The organism is Companilactobacillus heilongjiangensis (genome assembly GCF_000831645.3).
GTDB classification, from domain to species: Bacteria; Bacillota; Bacilli; order Lactobacillales; family Lactobacillaceae; genus Companilactobacillus; species Companilactobacillus heilongjiangensis.
Map to the genome: position 1 here is coordinate 2136331 of NZ_CP012559.1, position 24525 is coordinate 2160855.

The following is a 24525-nucleotide window of genomic DNA, read 5'->3' on the forward strand; positions in this document are numbered from 1 at the left end:
CTCCATTATATATGACAAATATATCTTAATCATAATTATAACGTTTTCTTTAATTTTATTCGGATTTTTTTAGGCTTGTGCCCACCGATTGAATGAACCCCCAGAATATCTAGGAAGAAAACGAAAATTGGAATACCAATGATTAGTCCCCAAGTTCCAAGTAGTTCTTCGGAAACTATCAAGACAACGAAGGTAAAGAAGATTGGCAAATGAGTCATGCTGGACATGAACTGTGGATTCAAGAAATATGTTTCGATCAAATGGATCACAACAATCATGATTACAATGTAGATAACGTAACGGATTCCGCCGACTGAATAAGCCACGAAGCTCAATGGTATCAAGGAAATAATTACTCCGGCCACTGGAATCAATGACAATATGAAGACCATCGCTGACAACGCAATGATTCCCGGCATCCCCATAAATAGCAATGTAATCGTTGTTAAAGCAGTATTTACAACGGCAATCATCAATTGTGCTTCCAAAACGACACCGAAAGTATTGACGAATTTCTTACCATAATAGAACAAATCTGAGAATAACCAGCTGTATTTGCTATCTAAGAACTGACGACCAAAGGCATTCATCTGTTCAACCTGACTGGTATAGAAGAAACTCAATAAGAAGGAAATTACGATGTTAAAGCCAACGGCCCCAACACTTGTGATGTAATTGACTACTTGTGTGATAGCAACTTTGATTTGGTTATCAAGGTTGATCTGCTGCAAGTAATTATAAATTACGTCTAAATACGGATTAGAACGAACTTCTTTACTCTCATAAAATTTTTGCAACGAACTAAACATCTTAGCTGTTTGATTAATCAACTGTGGTATGTAGTTGGCAATGACAAAAATCAGCAAGCCAATAATTATCAAATAGACTGGCGCAATCACCCAAGCGGGCTTGGTCCTTGGAAATTTTTTTTGAACGGTCCGGACTAATTGAACCGATAAAAAGGTAAATGTAAACGTTAGTAAAAACATGCTCATCATGCTACGTAGTAGGTAAAATACCACGACAACAAACAGCAACAAGACGAATCTTCGCAGACGTTTATTTTCAACAAACTTATCGTACAAACTCATATAGTTCTCCTCATCATATACACATACTTAACGAAAATAAGACATCCATCCCCCAAATTGTCACGAGAGAATATCGGTGATCCCAAAGAATTGCAGTAAACTCACGAAACATTGCCGGCCACTTTAACATCTTGACCGTTCTAGCCGCCGCAAAATTAACCTTTATTCCCAACTTTTTCGCGTAAAACTTGGTTCTAGGCAGATGATAATCGCTCGTAACTATGATAACGCGTGGGTGATTATCTTTATGCCATATATTACGAATTTTTATTGAAGAAAATCCTAAATTTTGAATAGTATTTTTAGCTTTTGTTTCCATAATAATCATCTCAGCCGGAATCCCAGCATCAACTAAGTATTGCTCCATTAATTCAGCTTCCGTGGGCAAATCGATTGAACTTCTGCCACCAGTGACAATTATCTGCGGTTTGACGTCAAATTTATCATATATCTCAATTGTTTTATCCAACCTTGAAGCCAATACTGGTGTTACTCGCGGAGTCAGGCATTTACTGCCCAAAACCAACAGGAAATCTGTTCCCTGCAGCGCCTGTTGCTTTTTCAAAGTCTGATCCAATTTCCACATATATATCAGCATTACCAGCAACAATATCAAGTTAAGCGTTGCCAAACTAAACGCAAAGGCACTGACATATTTACTAACTGAAAATTTGGCAATCAAGTAAAATCCGACAATTGTTGCACTCGCCAAACTAATTGCCCAAACAGGCTGCCGACTATAAACGAATCTAATTCGATAAACCACTAGTGCTTCAATGATCGTAACAATGACCATCAGTAAAAAATTCATGGTTCCCCTCCAGAACTTAATTTAAGCTGAATTTTAATTTGGGAACGGTTAGTGGAAAGTCCTTCACCATCGTCCAAGTTACCGTTGTCGAATCTTTGTCCGGCTGTCTCAATAGGAATAATTTGTTATCCAAAGACCCATAAATCAACAGTTTCCCTTTAGTTGTCGTCACAGCAGGCCCATTTTCAGAATAGGCTGACGGCGAAACGAGGAAAATATATTGCATCAATGGCTGTTTACTACCATTAACACTGACTCCTTGATAATCGCTCGGCTGAATATTTGTTCCATACAAGTCGCCAAAGTTAACGCCAATATTACCGACTTTCTTATCATGATTGTCAGAGATTGCCCCAACCAATTGCATCAAATCAGCGTTTGAAGTCAATGGATTGGCAACATACTTATCATAATAATCTTTCGTCTGTGTAATAGCATCTCTCAAGCTCGTCTGTTCCGAAGTCGATTTGGTTAACAAGTTAGCCTTGGTATTCTTTTGACCATCTTTGACCCGCACAGTATAGTCACTCGAGAAGAGGTACAACTGGTCCCCGTCAGCTTCCATACGAATCTTAGCCCGGTCAATCTGATTACCAGTCGACTTCGAATTAACTTTCAAATTAACACTCTTAGGCAAAAGTTTATCCTGATTTTGCCCATGATAATAATAATTAATCGTCAAAAGATTCTTCGGCGTTAAATAAATTTTTCCATAAAGACTCTGAACATTCCCAGTCTCAACCTCCGTTAACATAACCACTTTATTGTCAGTTTTGTCAGTCAATTTCTGAGCTGAATGCTCGGTCAAAGTCATCTGGTAAGTTCCATTTTGATTGATAGTTAAATTTCCATCTGTTCGACGATAATCAATAATAGTAGAAAAATCATAATTACCAATCAACGCATTGTTAGCTGTCAGTGGCTTCGTATTAGCGTTCACATCGATAATATGATCCGGCAATTGATCATAAGCAATCGTCTGAGACTTAGTTTTTTGCGACTTGCTGATATTGGACTGCTTGTCGCGTTTGGTAATATAGGCAAATTTGTAGGTATCGTTGCCCGATTGGACATAGTAACCCTTCATATGTTTGCCATAAACATTTTCATGATAGCTCTTAATAATTTTCAAGACTAAATCAGTTTTAGCCGTTTTGAAAGTAATCGTTTTGCCATCACGGTCCAAAGTATATTTTGGATTATTAAATTGATTATTGAAACGATTGATACCAACTTTTCCGTCAATCGTCGTAATATCTTTAATTTCAGCACGTTGATTCTTTAAAAATTTAATTGAAACTGTATCGTTCTCGCCTTGATCTTGGTACAAATACCAAGTCTTATTCGATGCAACAACTTTTGACGTCTCTTTCGGCTTACAACCTACCAAAAGTACGGCAAAAAGACACAGCATGCTCAAAACAACATAGATTTTTTTACCCATCTTTATGCCTTTCTCATCCAACAATTATACAACTTGTTCCGCCTCCGGTTGATAGCAATATAGCCTGCTATGGGACCGGTTCGAGCCAAAGGACGGTCTCGAGCCTCGATTTTGAGCCTTGCAAAACCAGCAAGTCTCAAAAGTCGTCCTGTGGAGTAAGAGCTAAAGCTCTTACTCCACTTGCACAGCCGGCTATATTGCTATCAAGCTCCGGCTAGGGATTATTCACTATTTTGTCTCTCTTCTATTTTTATGGCGACAAATATTTCAAAATAAAGTATTACAATTTTATATGGTTTTTGATTCTTGGTTTTAAAAGATGCTCATAAACTAATTTAATAATAGTAAGAACATGTTCCGTTTCTAATTCAATAATTCAATAGAAAGCAGTAACAGATGCCGCTGCAGCAAGCCAACACTTTAGCTGGAGGTTGCCATGGATTGAAGACAGCGGTGAAGGTGGCGTTACGGCTTTAGCCGTTACACCACGGGGCGACTTTGGATACTTGCCGAACTTGCAAGGATTCAAAGCGAGGGGCGAGACCTTGGCTCGCGCCGGTCCCCACCGCAGGCTTCAATCCATGGCAGCCTCCGGCGGCCTCCCCCTATTATTGAATAATGATAGCAAAAAAAGACACGCTTTTCAGCGTATCTTTTAGAATAACTAACTATCAAAGACAGTTTATTTCGTTATAAATTATTTGTTGCCTGTAACATAGCCGTTATCAACCCATTCGTTTGTAGCAACACGACGATATTGTAGACCATTGTATTCCTTAACTTGGTCTGTATACCATAGTGAGTTGTTGGCTAGAGCACGGTCAGAAATGTTTTTAACACTGCCGTCATTTTGGAAAGCAACTAATGGAACGAAGTTACCTTTAGAATTGTTAACACGGATGTTACTTGAGTTAGCAGCATCGCCGTTACCATTATTTACGTTATTGTTGTTATTATTGCTACCAGAGTTTGTACTACCCTTCAATTGGTTGTAGTACTTGCCAACTAGATCATAGAATTGATCCATGCTGTAGCCCCATTTAGCGAAGTAGCCAACTGGGTCAGTATGAGTTGTTTCATGCCATTTTTTACTTACAGCATCATGAGACATAACTGTCACACCTGGTGTAAATGGCAAGTTATATTGAACTAATTTTGAAGCTGTGTAATATGCTTGGTTAGCAACTGAACGTGCAAAAGCATCGGTCGTAACAACTTCACACAATTCAACGTTGATAAATTTGGCATTAGCTGTAGGACCTGCACCCCAAGTAGTGTAATCCGTATTCTTAATGTTCAAAATTTGGTTGTTGTCGACAAAAGCATGAACGTATGTGTAAATATTTTTCCACTCACGATTGAAGTATGTAGCTTCGTTTTGAGCAGTTGCCCCTGGTGTAGCTGTTTCATGAATAACAACACCTTCTGGCTTACCAACACCATTTTCATAGCCTTGCCAAACACTGAAAGTTCCTTCTTGATTTGTAATTGAAACTGGTTTGATGTTATTAGCATTGATGTAATTATTAATAGATGACGTTACAGCTTGAGCTGTTTGAGTGTTAGCACCGAGTGTAGGAACTACCTGTCCTACCGTTGTAAATCCGATACTAGCCAAAGCAACAGAAGTTGCCACAGTCGTCATAATTTTTTTAGATACCATAATATATATTTCCTTCCCGCCGTTAATTTCCTTAACGATATAAATTATAACAAGTTTTTTCACTAATTTGACAAAAGTAATACGCCTGTAATCAAATGGTAAAATTCAACGAACGCTCATATGTCGTAGTTTTTTCAAAAGCCTATTGCGACAGTACCTCAGGCCCCTTGATGTATGGTTATAACGCTTCGCCAATATTACTAAAGATTGTCCATCGATAAAGTGTTCTTGTAAGATAGCTTTCTCAATTTCCGAGAGTTCGTTTAAATTCACAAAGTCCAAATCAGCCAACAACAATACCTCTGGAACTCGTTGAAAGTCGAACTCTTCAAGACTATGGAAGTCGTTATAACGCTTCTCCTGTCGCAACATATCTGTCAATCTCCATGTTAACTTCTGAAAAACATAACGGTTGAATTTAGACAAATCGTCTTCATTTTGACAGTATTTAACATAAGTTTGGGCATAGAGAATCATTGCCTCTTGAAAATAATCGTCATAATCGCAGCGAGTTACGAAAATATGGACACGTTTCAAGACGCCATGAATCAACCTTTGATTTTGTAATGCATGTTGAAAGCCTAATTCCAGATCAGTCATAATTGTGAGTTCTCCTGGGTTTAACTCACAAGCGCTTGTGGTGGAATTAATATAGCAAATCCTTTCCTGTAATATTAATTGCCAAAAATAAAAACAATAAGCTGAAGGCAAATTCATTTCCAAAATTGCACAAAATAAAAAGCCGGTCAACCACAAAATATGGTCAAACGACTAAAATTTAATCTTCAATAGAATTAGTAAAGTCAATGAATGGAATGTTTTGGATTCCAAATTCACTCAAACCCGTAATATTACTTACCAAAGGTCGTATATATGATAACAGTAAGGATGGAGCATTAGTTCTAACAAATGACTCCTCAACATCCTTAGGTGTACTTTCAGGCCATCTAAATCTAGCAGCCATACTTACTATTAATACAAAAGGATCCTCATTTGAAGACAAACTATCATCCGAAGATATATTTGTAACAGTTAATACAACATCAGACGAGTGATATTCCAGCTTAGTATCTATACCACTATTACTCGTCTTTAAATTCATCTTTATATTCTTCGAATTCTTTTTATCAAATTTTGGATTTGGTTGAAAAATTGCACGTTTCAAAACCGGATTTGTGAATTCCAATATACTTTTATTTTGTTCAGTATTCATAAAAACTAAGCAGCCCTTTCAAAATCATTATTACTTTTATTCAAATGATTTATCTTTATATCGGAATCAATTTGTAGACTTGATAAATCATGAGTTGGATTTAAAAATTCTTTTAAATCTAAACTGTAATCTCCACTGTCATTAGTGTCATAAATAATTTCATATTCATCATTATTAATAAACAAATTATCCGATTGAGCAGTTAAATCATTAATAACATAATTACAATCTGTTGTAACATTATTTTTAATTCTAACATCAATATATTCTTCAGTTCCATCTGGATAAATAATATTGTTGTTAGAATTATTCTCGATTAAATTAATCCCTGCTTTTTTTGCAGCATCCAAAATCGTTTTTTTATCATAACTCATTACTTTATCAACTCCCTTCTAGGATGAAGTATAAACTACTCGGTTACCCTTTTCAATTGTGAGATGTCTATTAACTCTGGATCAACAACAACCAATTGTCTACTTTTAGACTCTAAGCCCAATTGTCCCAGAGATCTTATTTCGGAATTAAACGGTCCAGAAAATGTATAGGAACAAGCTTTAATATTTTCAACGTTATAAAACAGCTCTAAATACTTTGACCTTAAAACTATGTTTTTTTTATCGGGGTTCTTTTTTATATAGGCCTGCTCTTCTTCACTATACTCAAACGCATATTTCTTTGACTCCATATAGCCTACAAATTCATTAAAAGACTCAAGACCTGTCTGACTGTCTAAATCAAGATAATATTTGGGATTTATTTCAAAATCATATTTAAGAACACACCCAACAGGATCTTTTTTAACTCTATGAGACCAATTAAATGCTGAAACATAATCATTTATAAAGAAATAAACTCCCCCTCCTAACCAATGATCAGGGCGTTTTTTAAATGATATCGTATGCGTTTTTATAATTTCTTTAAACTTTTTCTCTGTAGTTCCATGATAAATGAAAAATCGCATCAGTTTTATACATACCCCTATTTACATTTTAAGAAACACCAAACCTTATGGCAAATATAATATATCACAAAGTCACATTTCAAAATGAAGTCGGAGTTCAATTCCTAATAAACCTTTTTCATCCTCGACAAGTTCTGACTGTAAAACTTAATCAATTCTACTTTTTGAAGTTGTTCTATTCCCAGATTGAATAGAATAGCTTTTTTGAATGCAACAATCATCTCACGCAAATTTTTCACTTTCATTTCCATTTGCTCATGGTTCAGACACTGACAATTTTCAAATGGTTCCAGCAATCCTAAATTAGACGGTGGTTGTAACTCGCAATTCCCCCAATTTACTAAAGCTTCTAAAAATAAAAAATTAGCTCGGCTTAGTAATGCTACGTCGTGTACTCTTTTTCCAAAGTCGCCTTTTATAAACTCCAAACTAAATCTACTTCCGTTGATTGCTATCAAATGTAACACCCCATTAGAAACCTCCGCCTTACTTAATAAATTGGGAGAAATCCAGTCGGTATTCTTGCGACTTCCACCGCTAATAGGCATATAAGTTTGATATCCATGAACGAATGGAATGTATTTTTTGATACCAAAAAGGCTCGCCAACACCTTACTTACGGTGAAGCCGAGCCCATTTGCTTTATATAATTCATTCATCAATTGCTTAGTTGATCGTTCCTCAATAATTACGCCCAGATCCAAATGTAAAATTAGTGATTTGATATTCGGAACTTCAAAATGGGATACATCAAATAATGCGACTACTTTGTTATCCATTTCAAAATCTTCATTGCGCCAAAGCGAGTAATAACCGTTTGTTAATAGATATTGTTTCGAAATTTCAATTGATTCGAATTGATATAATTTCAAGATGTTTACCTCTTAGCAGTGCAGTATTTACTCACTTCTGAGTATGCCGAAAATATAACATGATTGGAAAATCCTAGATACATTTTCTGTAAGATTTTATTTGTTTTTCAGATATTTTTTCGTAATACGGGATTGCTTTAAGTTATATCACATTTTAATTTTTTTAAACAAAATATTTACCGAACTTAATACTCGTTCAAATGACAATTTTTTAGCAAATTTATTCTTTTTAGAATAATTAATCCATTCGTTATGCATTTTTTGATCAGTGGCAATTAAATCAAGTACTGACTCGCGAATTGTCCAAAGTTCTTCGGTATCCCTTGAATGCATAACTGATTTAAAATCATCTGATAAATCATCAATATCTAGCTGAGTGGTAGCTGGAATGATATATACGTCGTAAAAATCTTTCATACGAGTATTGGCAATTCCCCTCTCCAATACAGTCTGCAACTTCTCAGCTAAGATTTGTTCAGGCCGATATATATAAATTGGGATTTTCTTATCACCAATTAGTGGCTGATAATCCCATTCAATTGCTCGCTGCTCTAGAGTTTCACCAGTAACAACATCTAAGTGGAAATTATCCTTCATTTGTCCTAATTGACCCATTATTCTGACTCTTAATCCTTGATAGGCCTTTTCCTCTTGAATCTCTTGAACATCTATCAGATTAAAATCCGGACTGCTTTCGTCTTTGTTAGAAATGATTTCTTTAATTATTTTACTAAGTGTTACGGTGTCTACAGTAACACCTCTTACTAAGGTATCCAAATCAACTGTCGTTCGTTTCTGTATTCCAGTAATAGCTGAAAGAACAAACCCACCTTTCCAAATAAAATTATCAGCGTATTTAGATTCAGATAATAATTTTAGAAAACAATCAATAAAAAACTTTTTCTGTAAAATATCAAATGGAACGCCTGTTTCATCGCGCTTGGCTTTCAATTTATCCTTTATGCTCTGCTCTTGGCTCCTCCTCGTACTCATATCATAATTTCCAATCTATTTCTGACTTTTTCAAAAGCTCCCATCTTTTTAGCAACAAGCATTAGTCTATTAACTCCCACCTTTGAATCTTTCAGATATCGTCTATAGGCAGTATTAATAACGTCTGTACTCACTGGTTCACGAAGTACATCCACCAGCACCCTTTCTTTGCTATATATATTGATTTTCTGTTGTGTTCCAGACACATCCATTTTTTCAACAAACATATTTAATACATCATCACTTACTTGTTTAACTACAATTCCCTCAGTCCATTCTTGCATTGTACTAGGCAATCTATACCCACGCTTGAATGTCATAAAGGATTTATATGGGTACTCGTCACTCAATCCCCAAAGATAGAGTGCTGTAGATCCGGAATATATTCCTTGTTTTAGTACCAACTGACGAAGTAGAAAATCATTTGGATTCCATGACGAATCTACTAAAATACCACGACCAATGTATTCAAGAATTCCGGAACTTATCATATCTTGGATTACTTTACTGTTTTCAATTTCCGAAATATTAGAATCATTAATGATAGCTTCATCTTCAAAATATCTCTTTAGTTCATGATAGATTTTTATTTTAAAATCTAAATAATTAATCACACCGTGTTGTCTTTTTATATTAGAATCGTTCTCTTTCAAAATGTCTAGAATCGTTGGATGTTCACTAAAATTTTTTCTCTCCAAATTACTCACTCCAATCTTTTAAGTAAGATTTCTATATACTGAATATTATCATTCAATTTATTATATTTGAAGTATTTTAAACCGGTTTTGCATATCGTACTTAAAATTCGAAATATTTAAGTATATATTAGTATATTTTAGAAATATGCTTAAATGTAAAATAACTAAAAAAATATGCTCCCAGTGATTTACTGAGAACATACGCTTTGATTTTTGTTATTTAAGGTTATATAGGCAGTGGCTCTAAAACGAGTTCCGACAGGGCAACTCCTTCCGCTTTGCCTAACTTCCCAAATCATCCGCAAGTACGGCGGATAATTCGTGAAGTCATGCAAATGCTCGGGAGCTGACCGCCCTGTCTCCACTCTCTAACTAAAACGAGTTCCACAGGCCAATTTCTTCCGCTTTGCCTAACTTCCCAAATCATCCGCAAGTACGGCGGATAATTCGTGAAGTCATGCAAATGCTCGGAAATTCCCGGGCCTGCTCCACTCTCTAATCTGCATTATAAATACAATAAGTTCCATTAACCCAACCGGCATTTACTTTATACCAAGTTTGTCCATCGACAATTTGCTTTGACGTAACACGCCAAGTTGTACCATCTGCTAAGCGTGCTCCGGTAAACTTATTGTTGGATGCTGGGCTGTTATATACGTTAACTCCATAGCCAGGAATGTAATTGATTTTAACCATACCTGAAACCGATGTAACATAATTTGAGCCTTTAACTTGTACGTCATTGGCATTGACCCATTGATTAGTTGCCACGCGATACCAAATTGAACCGTCTGAATGAGTCGATTTCTTATCAATCTTCCAATCGGTTCCACTGGCTAAACTAACCGCTAACACGTTGTGTTTGTCGTCATAAGCTCTGGCACTTGGTGTCGCTGTAACGTGCACGATATCTGGATATGAAACGATATCATCGTCTTTATATTCATCATTAGCCATTTGCGACTTCAAGCTAACGTCTGTTGCTAAAACATAAGCGTTATTTCCCACAAAGTAGAAAGTATTGCCATCATCGTCAACTACGTATGCAGTTGTAATCCAAGCGGATTGGTATGGCAAAACTCGACTAGTTGCGGCTTTTTTATTGGCGGCACTATAAACTACCGATCCACTATTGTTAACAATCACTGCTGTATCAGCAATTTTAACAGGTGGATTGGATTTTTCGGATGCTAATTGAACATCAGATGCCAAAACATATTCGTTGGAAGCTACTTGGTAATAAACGGTTCCATCAGCAGCGACAACTTTTGAAGAAATGTGCCATGAAGTGTTGTATGCCAATGCACGGTTAGCAGCAATCTGATTGGGATTAGCATTGATATAAATTTTAGCTAAACTTTTATTAGTTACAGTAGCGGTATCATCCATTGCTGTTTGTGTACCACTGACTGAATTATCACTAGTACCTCCGGTACTGGCTTCGCTATCATATTGTGTCAAATTATAAGTCTCGATTATCCTATTCAAAGTTGATGCATAAATTGGACTGGTGGCATATCTACCTTGCAACCAAGCCGTAGCATCTTTATATGAGGAAGTTTTTTCTTTCCAAGTCCCGTCGTAAAAATTAGGGGCACCGGAAATTCCGCCTCTTAGTAATGCGCCGTTATCGGCAAAAGAATCATAAATACTAGGATACTTTCTAAAATTGGCATAAATTGTGTAATAGCCTTTATCAGCACTCCACTCTTGAGTAGGCATGCTGACGTATGAGCCATTATAGTCACCTTTGACACCGAAATAATTGTTCGATTGCGTCGACAAAGTTGATTGTCCCCAAGAACTTTCAATAATAGCCTGTGCCATCATAACTGAGGCGTAGACATTATATTTGGAAGCTGCCTGTTGAGCAATTGGTCCAATATTTTTTAGAAAAGCATCTTGTTGCGCCTTGCTAACTCCCGCTGTAGCAGAGGCTTGCGTAATTGAACGCACAGCACTAGCCGGCAAAACACTGTTAGTTTCAGCACTATTTTCGTTTTCTTCAATAGCATCCGCAGCACTTTCACTGATTGGAGCTCCTTGTGCGTCCATTACACTGGCAACATTCGGATCCTTAGTATCAGCAACTTTGTGATCTTGGTCATCATCCTGATTTCCATCATCAGTAGCAAGTGCAGCTTTTACTGGAGAAGCATTCGATGATACACCAACTGCTGCTAAGAAACTTGCTAGAGCAGTAGAGGCAACCCATTTTTTGTTCATAATTGTCTCCCTCCAATTATAAAAATATAACTAACAGTAGACTACTATTTAAAAGGGTTGCCTTCAATAAAACCTTAAGAAATCCGGCTATTTTTAAAGAATTTTCTTTTATTTTCATTTTTGGGGTTCTGCCGCCAGAGAGTTCCTGTGAATTTCAGCCGCTATGGGGACCGGTCCGAGCCAAAGTGCGGTCTCGAACCTCGCTTTTAAGCCTTGCAAGTTCAGCAAGTCTCAAAAGTCGTCCCGTGGAGTAAACTCCACCTGCACAGCGGCTGAATTCACAGGATCTCTCTGGCTAGTTTTTTAAAACTAACTGATGTCTTAGATTATTCAGTTGGTATTGGAATCTTCGTAATACTTGCCATCTATTCACTCTATATTTAAATTACGAAGAATATTTGAAGATTGAAAGAATAAACTAAAGATATTTATATTATGGACATCCAATTAGTCGTAAGAACTGAGAATATTAACCTGCTGTGAGTGTGGCGTTATGGCTTTAGCCATTACACCACAGGACGAGTTTTGAAATTCGCGTACTTTGCGAAGTTCAAAATCGAGGTCTGAGACCGCACTTTGGCTCAGACCGGTCCGCATAGCAGATTAATATTTTCAGTTCTGGAGATGCCCCCAAAGAAAAAAGATTAATACCTATGATTCAGATATTAATCTGTAGTTTCTATATAGGTAACGTATTCGGCTTCGATCCATTCGCCATCTTGAGCGATTCGATAAAAGACTTTGCCATCGTCGCCGGTTCCCTTGGCATCTGTATACCAAGCTGATTCACCTTTAACATATTTATCTTGCAACATTTTACGATTTACTTCATAAGAGTCAAACAAAAAGACGACATAACGGCTATCTTGGTTGACCTTTACAAGACCTTGTACATTTTCAAGCATTGTAATACCACCTTTTAAGTTAATACTGGTTTTATTATACCTTAAATGTTTAATTAAAGGTTGCCGTTTTTCCGCCGGAGAATATAGGTGAATTTCAGCCGCTATGGGGACCGGTTCGAGCCAAGGTTTCTCACCTCGCTTTTGAGCCGAAAATCACGTCTCAAAAGTCGTCCCCAGCGGCTGAATTCACCTATATCCTCCGACTCCCTTTTTTATCACTGGATATTATTTCAATAATTTGGACTTTTTCCTCTAATAACAAATTTAAGGACATCAAAAAACAATTTTGATACCCAATAATTACCCAAGGTTACGAGTTTTGCAAAAATTGCAAACGTCGTAACCTTGGGGATAACAAAAGCACTATTGAAAACATTCAGTCTATATTTTTGAACTTACCTTAACCCCCTGTATAATGTATTTGAAAGCAAGAGAGATGTGGCAGACATCTATAAAACCAGACAGAAATGTAGAACATATGAGTCTATCGGTTGCTGAAACCACAATTAAATCAGATATAAATGTACGACATACGGGCGTATCGGTCGCTGGGACCACAACTAAATCTGCTAAGGAAAGTTATCAGTTTAATTACTGATAGCTTTTTTATTTTATCTGTCCTCTAAAATGTACATATTCTTTTATACAGTAAAAGCCCCAACATTTCACATGCTGAGGCCTTTATTATTTTATATATGCAGTGGCTCTAAAACGAGTTCCGCAAGCCAATTTCTTCCGCTTTGCCTAACTTCCCAAATCATCCGCAAAGTACGCGAATAATTCGTGAAGTCATGCAAATGCTCGGAAATTCCCGGGCTTGCTCCACTCTCTGAAATTCACTCTCTACTTATCAAAATAATATTCCCAATATCTTGGAACTTGCTGATTCAACAAATCATTGACCCAGACAAATTTTCGATATGGAACGTGCTTGGTTAATTCTACTTTGCCATCATAATATTCAGGATCATCGACTCTGGACAAATTAGCTTCATAATTGGTCGACATTATATTTAAATATTCGCCGCCTACTACAACTAATACCAACACTAATAAACCTGTTAGCCAATTTTTTACTTTCAAATTATCCATCGCTGCCAGAACGAATCGCATGGTTATTAAATATGTAAAAACATACGTTAAAAAGTTGCCCCGGCAATTGATTGGTGCTGATACGAATAACAATTGTCCCATGATAACGCCTGTCATCAGGAAGTAGAGCCACATTTTAGCATCAGTTTTGAAGAATAGAAAAATGCTGTAACCGATAAATGCTACCAATAGTAAACTGACTATTCCTTCCATATTGGAGAGATTATCGTCAATCTTATTGTAGCCGTACATATAATTGAGCTCGAATCGCTTCAGATAGACGTTTATTGCAATATAGTATCCTAAAAATGCCAGCGTTATAACGGTTAAAATCGACTTTTTCATAATGGAGAAATCAGCTCTAAATATCAAAACGGCAATGGCTAATAAAATTGCTACCAACATTGCCACATTGAAAGTTATCAACCAGAAATGGGTAATTCTTGCGTAATTTTCCCAAATTTTGAGCGGATCAAAGGTTGTATTTCGATAAATACTCTTGCCACGGTAACCACGGTGGGTAAACATCGTCACGGCTGCCACGACTGCTCCCAATAAATAAGTCACATGGTAAAGTTTCGTTTGCTTGCGGAAATGGAGAATCACGAAGATTCCTAACGCTATCTGCGCTACTGTCATCGTTTCGGTGAATAGTCCACCAATGTATGCCAAAACTAAAGTCCCCAGTGCCATGAATTGGTTGAAATCTTTTTCACGGCCTTTTTCGACTAGCCATATGTAAACTAGTGCTAATGCAATCGGTGGCACGTAATTTACGAAACCGGCGTTCCAAACTAAGATGTTGTTCAAAAATCCATCTTGCAACGTGAAGACAAATAAAAATGACATGACTAGCGACAACATCGTTTTTCCGGATAAGCGCCACAGCCCCCACAGTAGCAGCGTCCAAAATATTGCATAGGTTAAAATGGCGATTGGTTGGTAATGCATAGTGATTATTTCCAAAGTATTGCCTAGATATCGGCCATTGCTGCTACCACCATAGATTGATTGCGGTCCAAAGAACATATGATGAAGTAAGTAAGACCCCCGCGGTCCCCACCAGAAATAATCATCCCCAGATGGAATTACAAAATATCTGAATACCCCAAAATAGATCAATGAAATCACAAACATCAACGGTGTGACAAACTTCTGCCAAGGGTTGAATTTACTCGTAATTTTATTTTTCATGATTGTTTAAGTTTGCGCTATATTCCTCGATTCCGCAAGACATTTATTGTGTTGCCGTCTCCGGTTGCTAGATGATTTTTTTACCTGCTATGAGGACCGACTTGAGCCAAGGTCTCAAGTCTCGCTTTGAAGCCTCGCAAAAACCGCGAGTCTCCAAAGTCGCCCTGTGGTGTAAGTGCTAAAGCACTAACGCCACCTCCATAGCGGGTAAAAAATCACCTAGCAACCTCCGACTAGTTTGACTGGAGTTTTAATGATTTTCACATATAATTCATTAAAATTTCGGCACATCAACTTGCATTTCGATAACACTCAAATTCCCTTTCGATACAAAATATACGAGTAGATCACCGGTATTATAATAATTATTGCTAAAATGAATATCATTAATGACAGTGACGAAAACAGTGCCACAATAAATTCAATTATTCCTCCAACAATAAATACTTTTGATCCAAAGTTATTTGTTAATCGCCAATTTTCCGTACTCAACATGGTCCAAGGTAATCGAATCCCAATTATTGGATTAGTTTTAACATACTTCAATACCACTCCTAAAATAATGAGTATGATGCCAAACAATAAACTGAGCATTGGCTGTTTGGAACGATTAACGTTATTATTTAACGCCGTCGATATCATAACAAAATTTAGCCATATTGAAAGAATTGGCATGATTGTTAAAACCGTATAAACAATGCCATTTTGTACATCATATTTCTTCGAATGTTGGTCAATAGAATACAGAATCAATCCCTGTACCAAGGTTAATATAACAGGTAAAGCCAGCACTGCTACTGCTTTGGACGACCAACTGTCCGGTACCATTTGGGCATTAAAATGGGTCGGAAGTTTTTCAGGTAACTTATTCCAGTAGAATATATCTGCTAACGCTGGTAACCAAATCGTTGCAAAAATCCCTAGAATAATCAGATGTTTTTTCTTCATTGCCTTTTCCTCTTATGATTATTTTCCCCAATTATAGCCTCCGCTATATAATCAATCATGCACAACCTGTTGCCATATTGTACGTCAAAAAAGCCCCTAGACCATGCACGGTCTAAGGGCTTAACTTCTATAACATCCATTTTTTCAAAACTGGTATCTTACTCAAGATGAAAATAACTACTAATGAAAGCACTGTTGCAAAGAAGAATGTAATCAGATAATGGTTAACTCCCGCCATCTTCTGCACAATTCCAATGCTCAAGCCGTGAACTAGATACACGCCATACGTCAATGGTGCGATAATTTCGGTCAACTTGATGAACCAATTGTGATAGCGACCTTCAAATGATTTCAATACTAAGAAAATCAAGGCAGCGATAACTGGAATGTTCACTACTGAAATTACGGTTAAATAATGGAAAGCTGGTTTTAAACTGACGAATCCAATCAAGACGTTAATTGCCATCAATACGACAGCAATCACGAATAATTGTAGTGGATTATCTTTGGCATGCTTTGTTTGGGTCAACTTATATCCCAATAAGAAATAGCCCAAACTGGTTGAAAAGACTACTTTTCCAACCGTATATCCGTCAAAGTACATGCTGAGATTCTTTGGCAATGCGTCGACTAAAGCTGGTAAGAACATGCTGATGACCATCCACAATGCCAACAAATAATTAAACATTTTATTGTCCATGCCCTCAACCATTGCTTTCAACAACGGCGATAACAAATACAGTGATACCAACGGATAGATGAACCAATACGCTATTAAAACTGGCTGATGATACATCAATAATACGCTGTGGAAAAAGTCATGAAATGTGAAAACTCCATCAATTTTTCTGGCACCGTAAGCACTGATGATCGACCAGAGGATAAATGGCACCAACACTCTGACCAAGCGGTGACTGAACAAATATCCCACGTCTTTAGTCCGCCGACTGTTCAAAATCGTGGCCCCACTAATCATGAAAAATAGTGGCACAGCAATTTCAGTGATCACGACTAGCATGTTTGAAATATCCCAATTTAACGAGCCATCCCTAACTGCCAATCTAGCCGCCAACGAATGTGCTAAAACCACGAGCATCATGGCTACCACACGGATAACGTCGATATATATTACTCTTTTTTTCTTCAAAATATCCCCCGAAAACGTCTACAGGGCTGAGAATATTCTCATCCCTTCCAACTAATTGTCTTCTGTATAATATAAACATTCATATTTAGTAAATAAGTTCTAATTTAATATGCACTAGTAAAAACTATCTTACCATACCGGTTATTTTATTCGGTAACCGGTAATTTGATTAAGGTCAAAGAACTTGGCTTCCCATTGATTCATCAACGCATTTGCCGGTGTATCTAAGGCAATCACACCATAATTGGCGTTATACTGGCTCTTTTGCGTGGTCATTAACGGAACTCTGGCACTCTTATCCTTGGTTGCCTCGGCTTTATAAATTAATTGATATTGTGTCCGCATCTGATGATAGCTGATATTAATATCTTTATAAGCTGGCCCAAAGCTGACTCCAAATGCAATTACAACCGCGGCTGACAAAGCTATTGGCGCCCACTTCAACTCGCCCAATACCGAATAAACTAAAATAAACAACGCTATTCCTAGAAAAATCACTCCACCGAAGAAGGTTCTTTCCGGATATTCTGGTGAAAAAGCCATCGCATAGACAGCTGCCAAATGCCCGATCAAGAAGAACATCACTGCCCAGAATGTATCACCATTAATCCGTTTCATGACGATTCCAGCAATCAATAAAACTGCCATCAATCCATAAATCCAAACCCATTTATCAAAAGTAAGTTTATATATTCCATCAATATTTTTTTGAATAATTTCCCAAGTCCGATGAACATTGCCACGACTTTGCGAACCTGGCGACATCATCATCGTGATAAATCCGACTCCACTAAAAATTACGCTAATTGTCGAAATAAAACTGACCTTATGTTCCTTAATAAATCGTTTCAACATGAACAATAAAATAATCAAAACAGCCGCTGGACCAGAATTTTCGTTCGAAGCTCCAGCTAAAAATCCTAGGACTATTGCACTAAAAATGTTGCCGATATTTACGGAACGATTTTTCAAATTAAAGATAATAAATCCTAAATAAATCACACTCATCCACAAATAATTACCTGATCCTGACAACCACAAGACTGACTGACCAAAATAAGGAATGTAGAACCAAGTGAATCCAAAAATCAGTGGCAAAATAAATGCATTATGTTTCTTGCCAGTTAATTTCACAGCTATTTTATCCATGAATATCAGCAACAATACGTAAATCAAACTGCTACAAATATCGAACGGAATTTTTGAATTAAATTGCATGAAAAATTGCACGATTGAATGCGCCACAAAACGCCCGTTCCACAGCATATAATGATTAAACATCGAGTACGGAATCATCCCTGTACTAATCCGTTGCTGGTGAGCAAATGCCGTGGGCGATGGTGATTGATAGACGAAACGATAGACATAATCGTCAGCCACATACAACGTCTTCCAGTTGAGCAATAGCATAATAAAAAAGACAATTGTCAGAATAATTAGTGACCACCGATATTTTTTTAATTTTGAAAGCACTTCGTTAATGACTCAACCCCCCTTATAAACGCTCTATTACTGTACATTATAAAATTATAATTCATCCGCCAAACAATTTGTAAAAAAGTTATCCCATTCCTACTAAATTAAATAATAATTGCTATACTTAGGAAAAATAATCACTGGGAGAATATTATGCACGCAATTTTACTGAACCGTCGTACTAACGAACGTAAAGAAGTTAAAGTTGGATTCTCATGGGCTGAATTTTTCTGGGGCTTTTGGCCCGCACTTTTCAGAGGCGATTGGAAATGGTTAGTAGTCATCTTACTAGTTGATCTCGTCTTAGGTGTTTGGAATAACGGTATTGGTTCAGGATTATTTAATATGATTTTTGCATTCTTTTATAACAAGCTCTACACAAATGATCTGTTAAATAACGGCTTTGAACCAGCCGATGACTCCTCATATAACGCATTACTTGCCAAAAATTACATTGCATCCGGTCGTAGATTCTCTACTATTAATGAGAACCACTATGGTAGAACTCACTAATATCGCTTAGACTTCCAATAAATAACATTTATTTTCAGAAAACCTACGCGTAGAATGCGATGAATCCTTCAATTTAGACGATTATTTGCTATACTTAATGCAAATGTACCATTATCGGGGAGGATTTATCATGCATGCAACGCTAATTAATCGTAATACTAGAGAACGAAAAGATGTCAAAGTTGGATTCTCATGGACTGAGTTTTTCTGGGGCTTTTGGCCTGCACTTTTCAGAGGAGATTGGAAATGGCTTGTCATCATTCTACTAGTTGACCTAGCCTTTGGCGTCTTTACATGGGGCGGTGGATCATTTTTCTTCAATCTAATTTTTGCTTTCTTCTATAATAAACTTTATGCCAATGACCTATTGAACGCCGGCTTTGAACCAGCTGACGACTATTCATACAATGCCCTCTTGGCAAAGAATTACATCAATCCGGGCCGTAAATTTTCAAACACAAGTAATGGCTATACAAATGATTCACAACTTGATCAACTCGACAAATTGAAAGACTTGCTCGACCAAGGTGCTATTACACAAGAAGAATACGATATTAAGAAAAAACAAATTCTCGGACTATAGAAAAAGAGCGCCATCAAACATGAATTAAATCATGTCTGATGGCGTTCTTTTTTGTATTACTATTCCAGTAATAATACCTAAAACACCCAAAACTTCACAGGCAACTATGACAGCGAACAATCTTTTACTACCATATTGTATCTGGACTTTAGAATGCTTAATATGATTCTTACTCTTAAATTCAATCGTTCCACGTTTACTAGACCAGCTTGAAATTGGATGATTGTTTAAAAGAATCTTTGAATATTTATACCTGATAAACGGCACATCAACAATTTCATTCTTATCCAATGAGCCAACTGAAACTACGGCATTACCTTTGATATCGGTAGGATTACAAATAGCTGGTTTTTGATCAAGAAATGCCTGATGTTGTGTAACAGAATCCAAAGTTGCTTCTGCTTTTGATGGCACATATTGAGCTAAATAAGTATCGGGAATTCTATTCTCCCTAATCATAGCTGCGCCAATTGTAGCATTTTTATCAGCAATCAACGTTTTACTAGAAGTTGACATAGAAAATGAGCTACTCCAAAAACCAAGTAAAATTGCGAACAAACCTAGCATGTACATGCTCGATTTGAGAATACTATATTTAGACGGTTCCCGCTTGAGGTTCCCGCTTGAGGTTCCCGCTTGAGGTTCCCGCTTGAGGTTCCCGCTTGAGGTTCCCGCTTGAGGTTCCCGCTTGAGGTTCCCGCTTGAGGTTCCCGCTTGAGGTTCCCGCTTGAGGTTCCCGCTTGAGGTTCCCGCTTGAGGTTCCCGCTTGAGGTTCCCGCTTGAGGTTCCGCCCCGTTAAAGTACAACATGAACAAATATGAACCTGTAACTGATAAAAACATTGATGTGAACATCAACAATCTAAACGGAAATTGAATTAATGCTAAAGGTGTGTTTTGGAACACGTGCCATGGAAAAATACTCGTTGAAACAAGAAAAATAACCACACCTAAAACATAAATACTCTTATTGGTAAAATCGATTTTTCTGAATGAAATCAATCCCACAATTATAACAATTAACATTGCGGCACCAATATTATAATAGTTACCTTCAACCATTCGACTGGATGAATTATTGAATCCCATAACAATTGATTGCCAGAAATCCGTTCCAACTAATTTCTGTGGATCCGGCTGACCATATTTTTGAAACTTTTCTTCAGCCAAGAACGGTATCAAGTAGGCTGCGGACAACAAAAATGTCGTCAATGCCGCATAGCCCAAGGCAACTATTCTCTTTATTCTTTGATCCATCTTGGGAACACTGACAGCAAGAATTATGACAAACAATATCACCGTCATAAAACTAGTCAACACATGGGTCATAACTATCAGACTCATCCCAATTGCTAAAATATACCAACTACGATAATTTCGATATAAAATTTCATACAATCCTACAAAACATAATGGAAGAAAAATTGTAGCAATATACTCCGCCAAAGACGCACGTGGAATCAATTCAATTAACCGATAATTACAAAAATTATAAATCAGTGAAAATGCAATTGACTGGTTAGTTGACCCACTCAATTTATACATTGAATAGTGGCTGACTAAAAATGAAACGAAAAATAGCAGCCCTAACGTAATGTAATAAGTAGAAATTAAATTATTAGTAAACATCCCCACAATTCCAAATGGAACCAACGTTAACCAAGGATAAAATAAATTTACTCCATAACCAATTCGGCCAAAGTTCATCGTCGATAACGTTGGAAAAACGCCTACTTTAAAGGAATGTTGAATCCCCTGAATTCTTTGGAATTGATAATAAACATCGTCCCCATTCCAAATGAACTTCTGTCTAATAATTAAGTACATAATTGCAGACATGATAAAATACATCATCACTAACAAGATAAGCGATGATAGTTTATTTAATTTTAATCGTTTCATCATAACCCCTACTGATAGAAAAAATAAAAACGTTTATTTCAACGTTTCCCTCTTTACTATTTTCCATCAATCTCCATTTTTTCGGAAAAGTTCCGCACATCACAATATTCTACACTATTTATATATTTATAAACATAATGAATTAATAAATTGGCTATTTTGAATAATCGCTCGACATGAAATAATCATTCGTTATAAGATTATGCCGTATCCAAGAACTAATTACAGATAAGAGACTGCGCCACATTTTCCGATATTCAATAAAAAAAGCAGGAGAATATTATGGTAGAAAACAGAAGAACTTATTTGAAAAAGTGGGAAAACTCACAAGGGATTATGATTCCGAAAGACGTTCTAATGGAACTAGGAATCCAAGATTATAAAAATCAGAATATAATTTTGGTCAATCGCTTGGAAACGAGGTCTACTAAACATAAATATCCACAAACAAAAACTCTAACCAACAATGGCTAGAGTTTTTGTTTGTTCTAGAAAATACATAAATCTACTTTTACTCATTTTGAATACTATCAACCAAATTCCATTCTACTTTGCCAGAGTACACTCCAGCCATATTCTTACCATTAAGCTGTAACAGTACACCGTTATTCTGTGTCCACGCATTAGCAACATCGAATGTTTCGACACTATCGGTAGATTTCTTATGCGAATAAATATTAGTCCAATCCAACAGCGGAGCTATCACGCCATTATCATCACGGTGAACAACTTCACCAATCAGCTGACCACTAGTCTTCTCATCAACCAAAGACGATGCCTTAGCCTGTAAAGTCCAACCTTTTTGAGTCGACCGGCCATCGATAACTTCTATTTGCCAACCAGGTTTTCTCGTAACAATTTCACCCTTGTAGCCCATATTCACATCTTTGAAAAATACCCCCGGCGATACATTGCCAAATGATAGACCGCCACCAACATTGAAAATTATCGTAACTTCTTTCGTACGTTTTCCAGTATTATCCTGACCATAAAGTGTCAAAGTATTTTGTCCGACGTGTACTTTCTACCTGTCAATCGACAATGAAAATGGAGCCGTGGCACCAATCGAACCCGTAGCTGAGGTAGTCACTTCTGACCCACCGTTAAAACTGCTTTTAACCTTGATAGTATTAGGATTAATCGTTGAAACCTTCGAGTACCAAATTTCACCTGTCACTGGTATAGTCTCTGGAACCTGATCCAGACTGCCGTAATTCACTGTTCCCGAGGGATTCGTGCTGATATTCAATGAATCGACATCAATCACGAAATTGGGTGCCTTATCATTAATAATAAAATTATCACTGGCAAACTTGGCCCATGACTCACCAACTTCAGTCTGTCTATCCACCGAATTAACCGTTGTATGTAGAACAATTGTGGCTTTTTTATTTGTATCCGACAGGTTTTGTAATAACTGATGTTGAACATTATTGTTGGTGTATTCCGACAGCGGAATTTCTTCCACATTGCCAGCATCATCGTTGTAAATAACCGAACCAGAGTGGAAAGTGACTTCAGACGGCAAATTCATACTTGCCAAAATATCCGACCACTCCTTGGCCCCACTTTCATAATTAAGGTTATAAGTGAAGTCCAAATCATCCCCCACATCGACATGATCACCAGCAGAAATCGTATAATTTTTCGTCACATTCTTAATTGAGGCACTGGTATCACCAGAAACAAATGAAGGAATTGATTCGAAAACAATCAGATTATTCTCCATAAATTGACCAGTTGAACCCGTGAAGCCCCAGCGCAATTTATTACTGTCACCCAGCTGAAAATGGTTCATATTAAGGACAGTCGAAGCGGCTTTAACAGGTGCCTTGTATGTTCCATCAAGATTCTTGTCGTCATAATCGAACGATAAAGTATGGGTATCATGAGTAAATTTAACCGTCATATGATGCCATTGTGCATCAGTCAAATTCATATTATCAAATGACCCTCCAGTAGTTATGGTGGCCTCTTCATTCTTATGATTCATCGAAAAATAATGTTTTTGATCGACTATTATATCGACTATTTGGCGCAAATATGTTGATTCTAAATCAGGGTAATTCATTCCGATATGCTGAGAAGTTTTCCCGGCGTCAAATGAGACACCTTTACCATTAATAGCCCCAAAGCTGACTAGATTATTAGCAAAAGTATCAAACTCAATTGCATAGCTTTTCTGAATACTTGTCTTAATAAGATCACTCGTCATATTATTCGCATTCTCGTTGTCAAAATCAGCACCCCAAACTCCAAGCGTTTCACCATATGCAGGGTCTTCGTTAAACATGGAAATGGCGCCTAATTTTCGATCATCATTTTGGAGAACGAAAGCCATTCCATCACCAACTTCTTTAGGCTGAGCGGAATTCACAGGCCTACCAAAATACAGCCACATTGACATCGTTTGGTCACGTGAAACATCAATATAGTTTGCTTCATCGATATTACTCCAGATAGCACCCAACTGATTAAAATCATTGGTAACTCGTAGTATACCGGTTTTATCACCAGCACTTTGATTACGGTCAATAACCTTAGCAGCATTGACGTTAAGTCCTGGATAATTATTCATATAAAACTCACCCAACCTAAAAGTCGGATCAGAAATATCCAATCCTCGTGGAGCCGTGGCTAGTGCATTAGCTAAATCAGCCGGATCACCTGACGTGGTATCAGCCCTAACTTTTGTGTAATTGCACGCTGCAATTGTGGTAGTAATTACAGCAATAAACACAAAAAATATGAATACTTTTATATTTATTTTTTTATATTCCCCCATAAAATCACC

General features: G+C 37.0%; 24 protein-coding genes. 3 read left to right on the forward strand and 21 right to left on the reverse strand.

Features of this window, described 5'->3' with window-relative positions:
* Positions 1-35 precede the first annotated feature (35 nt).
* From JP39_RS09570 to JP39_RS09655, 17 genes are all read right to left on the reverse strand, one after another.
* Entirely contained in the window at positions 36-1091 is a 1056-nt protein-coding gene (locus JP39_RS09570) for an AI-2E family transporter (protein WP_041501388.1), read from the reverse strand.
* Between the two features lie 13 nt (positions 1092-1104).
* A complete protein-coding gene (locus JP39_RS09575) occupies positions 1105-1902 on the reverse strand; it encodes a YdcF family protein (RefSeq protein WP_048699335.1) in 798 nt (265 codons plus the stop codon).
* 16 nt (positions 1903-1918) lie between these two features.
* Entirely contained in the window at positions 1919-3346 is a 1428-nt protein-coding gene (locus JP39_RS09580; protein ID WP_041501389.1) for a hypothetical protein, read from the reverse strand.
* A 697-nt stretch (positions 3347-4043) separates the two neighbouring features.
* Positions 4044-5009 (reverse strand): peptidoglycan recognition protein family protein, encoded by a 966-nt coding sequence (locus JP39_RS09590; RefSeq protein ID WP_041501391.1) that lies wholly within the window; start codon positions 5007-5009, stop codon positions 4044-4046.
* A 105-nt stretch (positions 5010-5114) separates the two neighbouring features.
* Positions 5115-5609, reverse strand: a complete 495-nt coding sequence (locus JP39_RS09595) for a sigma-70 RNA polymerase sigma factor region 4 domain-containing protein (protein ID WP_041501392.1) — start codon at positions 5607-5609, stop codon at positions 5115-5117.
* A gap of 178 nt (positions 5610-5787) precedes the next feature.
* Positions 5788-6222: a protein-export chaperone SecB gene (locus JP39_RS09600; protein ID WP_041501393.1), complete on the reverse strand. Its 435-nt coding sequence runs from the start codon at positions 6220-6222 to the stop codon at positions 5788-5790.
* Positions 6223-6227: 5 nt separating this feature from the next.
* Complete coding sequence (locus JP39_RS09605) at positions 6228-6596, reverse strand: hypothetical protein (RefSeq protein WP_041501394.1); 369 nt, start codon at positions 6594-6596, stop codon at positions 6228-6230.
* 35 nt (positions 6597-6631) lie between these two features.
* Positions 6632-7183 carry a hypothetical protein gene (locus JP39_RS09610; protein ID WP_041501395.1) on the reverse strand — a complete coding sequence of 184 codons (552 nt, stop codon included), beginning with the start codon at positions 7181-7183 and terminating at the stop codon, positions 6632-6634.
* A 104-nt stretch (positions 7184-7287) separates the two neighbouring features.
* Positions 7288-8055: a hypothetical protein gene (locus JP39_RS09615; RefSeq protein WP_041501396.1), complete on the reverse strand. Its 768-nt coding sequence runs from the start codon at positions 8053-8055 to the stop codon at positions 7288-7290.
* 147 nt (positions 8056-8202) lie between these two features.
* Positions 8203-9048, reverse strand: coding sequence for a nucleotidyl transferase AbiEii/AbiGii toxin family protein (locus tag JP39_RS09620; protein ID WP_041501397.1), 846 nt, complete (start codon positions 9046-9048; stop codon positions 8203-8205).
* Positions 9045-9746 carry a type IV toxin-antitoxin system AbiEi family antitoxin domain-containing protein gene (locus tag JP39_RS09625; RefSeq protein ID WP_048699340.1) on the reverse strand — a complete coding sequence of 234 codons (702 nt, stop codon included), beginning with the start codon at positions 9744-9746 and terminating at the stop codon, positions 9045-9047. The genes JP39_RS09620 and JP39_RS09625 overlap by 4 nt, the downstream gene beginning before the upstream one ends.
* A 495-nt stretch (positions 9747-10241) precedes the next feature.
* A complete protein-coding gene (locus JP39_RS09630) occupies positions 10242-11972 on the reverse strand; it encodes a glycoside hydrolase family 73 protein (protein WP_041501398.1) in 1731 nt (576 codons plus the stop codon).
* Positions 11973-12637: 665 nt separating this feature from the next.
* Complete coding sequence (locus JP39_RS09635; protein ID WP_041501399.1) at positions 12638-12877, reverse strand: hypothetical protein; 240 nt, start codon at positions 12875-12877, stop codon at positions 12638-12640.
* Positions 12878-13720: 843 nt separating this feature from the next.
* A complete protein-coding gene (locus JP39_RS09640) occupies positions 13721-15163 on the reverse strand; it encodes a hypothetical protein (RefSeq protein ID WP_041501400.1) in 1443 nt (480 codons plus the stop codon).
* 312 nt (positions 15164-15475) lie between these two features.
* Complete coding sequence (locus JP39_RS09645) at positions 15476-16111, reverse strand: SdpI family protein (protein ID WP_041501401.1); 636 nt, start codon at positions 16109-16111, stop codon at positions 15476-15478.
* A 127-nt stretch (positions 16112-16238) separates the two neighbouring features.
* The gene (locus JP39_RS09650) at positions 16239-17258 is read right to left on the reverse strand and encodes an acyltransferase (RefSeq protein WP_041501402.1); all 1020 of its coding nucleotides are present in this window, start codon (positions 17256-17258) and stop codon (positions 16239-16241) included.
* Between the two features lie 141 nt (positions 17259-17399).
* Complete coding sequence (locus JP39_RS09655) at positions 17400-18731, reverse strand: DUF3329 domain-containing protein (RefSeq protein ID WP_041501403.1); 1332 nt, start codon at positions 18729-18731, stop codon at positions 17400-17402.
* Between the two features lie 156 nt (positions 18732-18887).
* Here JP39_RS09655 and JP39_RS09660 point away from each other — a divergent pair, with 156 nt between their 5' ends.
* Positions 18888-19247 carry a hypothetical protein gene (locus JP39_RS09660; protein WP_048699022.1) on the forward strand — a complete coding sequence of 120 codons (360 nt, stop codon included), beginning with the start codon at positions 18888-18890 and terminating at the stop codon, positions 19245-19247.
* Positions 19248-19377: 130 nt separating this feature from the next.
* Positions 19378-19830: an SHOCT domain-containing protein gene (locus JP39_RS09665; protein ID WP_137619746.1), complete on the forward strand. Its 453-nt coding sequence runs from the start codon at positions 19378-19380 to the stop codon at positions 19828-19830.
* A 24-nt stretch (positions 19831-19854) separates the two neighbouring features.
* On the opposite strand, the gene JP39_RS09670 is transcribed toward JP39_RS09665, so the two are convergent.
* Together JP39_RS09670 and JP39_RS09675 are read right to left on the reverse strand one after the other, a co-directional pair.
* Positions 19855-20346 carry a hypothetical protein gene (locus tag JP39_RS09670; protein WP_041501404.1) on the reverse strand — a complete coding sequence of 164 codons (492 nt, stop codon included), beginning with the start codon at positions 20344-20346 and terminating at the stop codon, positions 19855-19857.
* Positions 20347-20390: 44 nt separating this feature from the next.
* Positions 20391-21734 carry a 6-pyruvoyl-tetrahydropterin synthase-related protein gene (locus tag JP39_RS09675; protein ID WP_157492461.1) on the reverse strand — a complete coding sequence of 448 codons (1344 nt, stop codon included), beginning with the start codon at positions 21732-21734 and terminating at the stop codon, positions 20391-20393.
* Positions 21735-22013: 279 nt separating this feature from the next.
* Here JP39_RS09675 and JP39_RS09680 point away from each other — a divergent pair, with 279 nt between their 5' ends.
* Positions 22014-22205 carry an AbrB/MazE/SpoVT family DNA-binding domain-containing protein gene (locus JP39_RS09680; RefSeq protein ID WP_041498886.1) on the forward strand — a complete coding sequence of 64 codons (192 nt, stop codon included), beginning with the start codon at positions 22014-22016 and terminating at the stop codon, positions 22203-22205.
* A gap of 37 nt (positions 22206-22242) precedes the next feature.
* On the opposite strand, the gene JP39_RS09685 is transcribed toward JP39_RS09680, so the two are convergent.
* Together JP39_RS09685 and JP39_RS09690 are read right to left on the reverse strand one after the other, a co-directional pair.
* Complete coding sequence (locus tag JP39_RS09685; RefSeq protein ID WP_041498887.1) at positions 22243-22731, reverse strand: hypothetical protein; 489 nt, start codon at positions 22729-22731, stop codon at positions 22243-22245.
* 24 nt (positions 22732-22755) lie between these two features.
* The gene (locus JP39_RS09690; RefSeq protein ID WP_041498889.1) at positions 22756-24516 is read right to left on the reverse strand and encodes an L-type lectin family protein; all 1761 of its coding nucleotides are present in this window, start codon (positions 24514-24516) and stop codon (positions 22756-22758) included.
* Positions 24517-24525 lie beyond the last annotated feature (9 nt).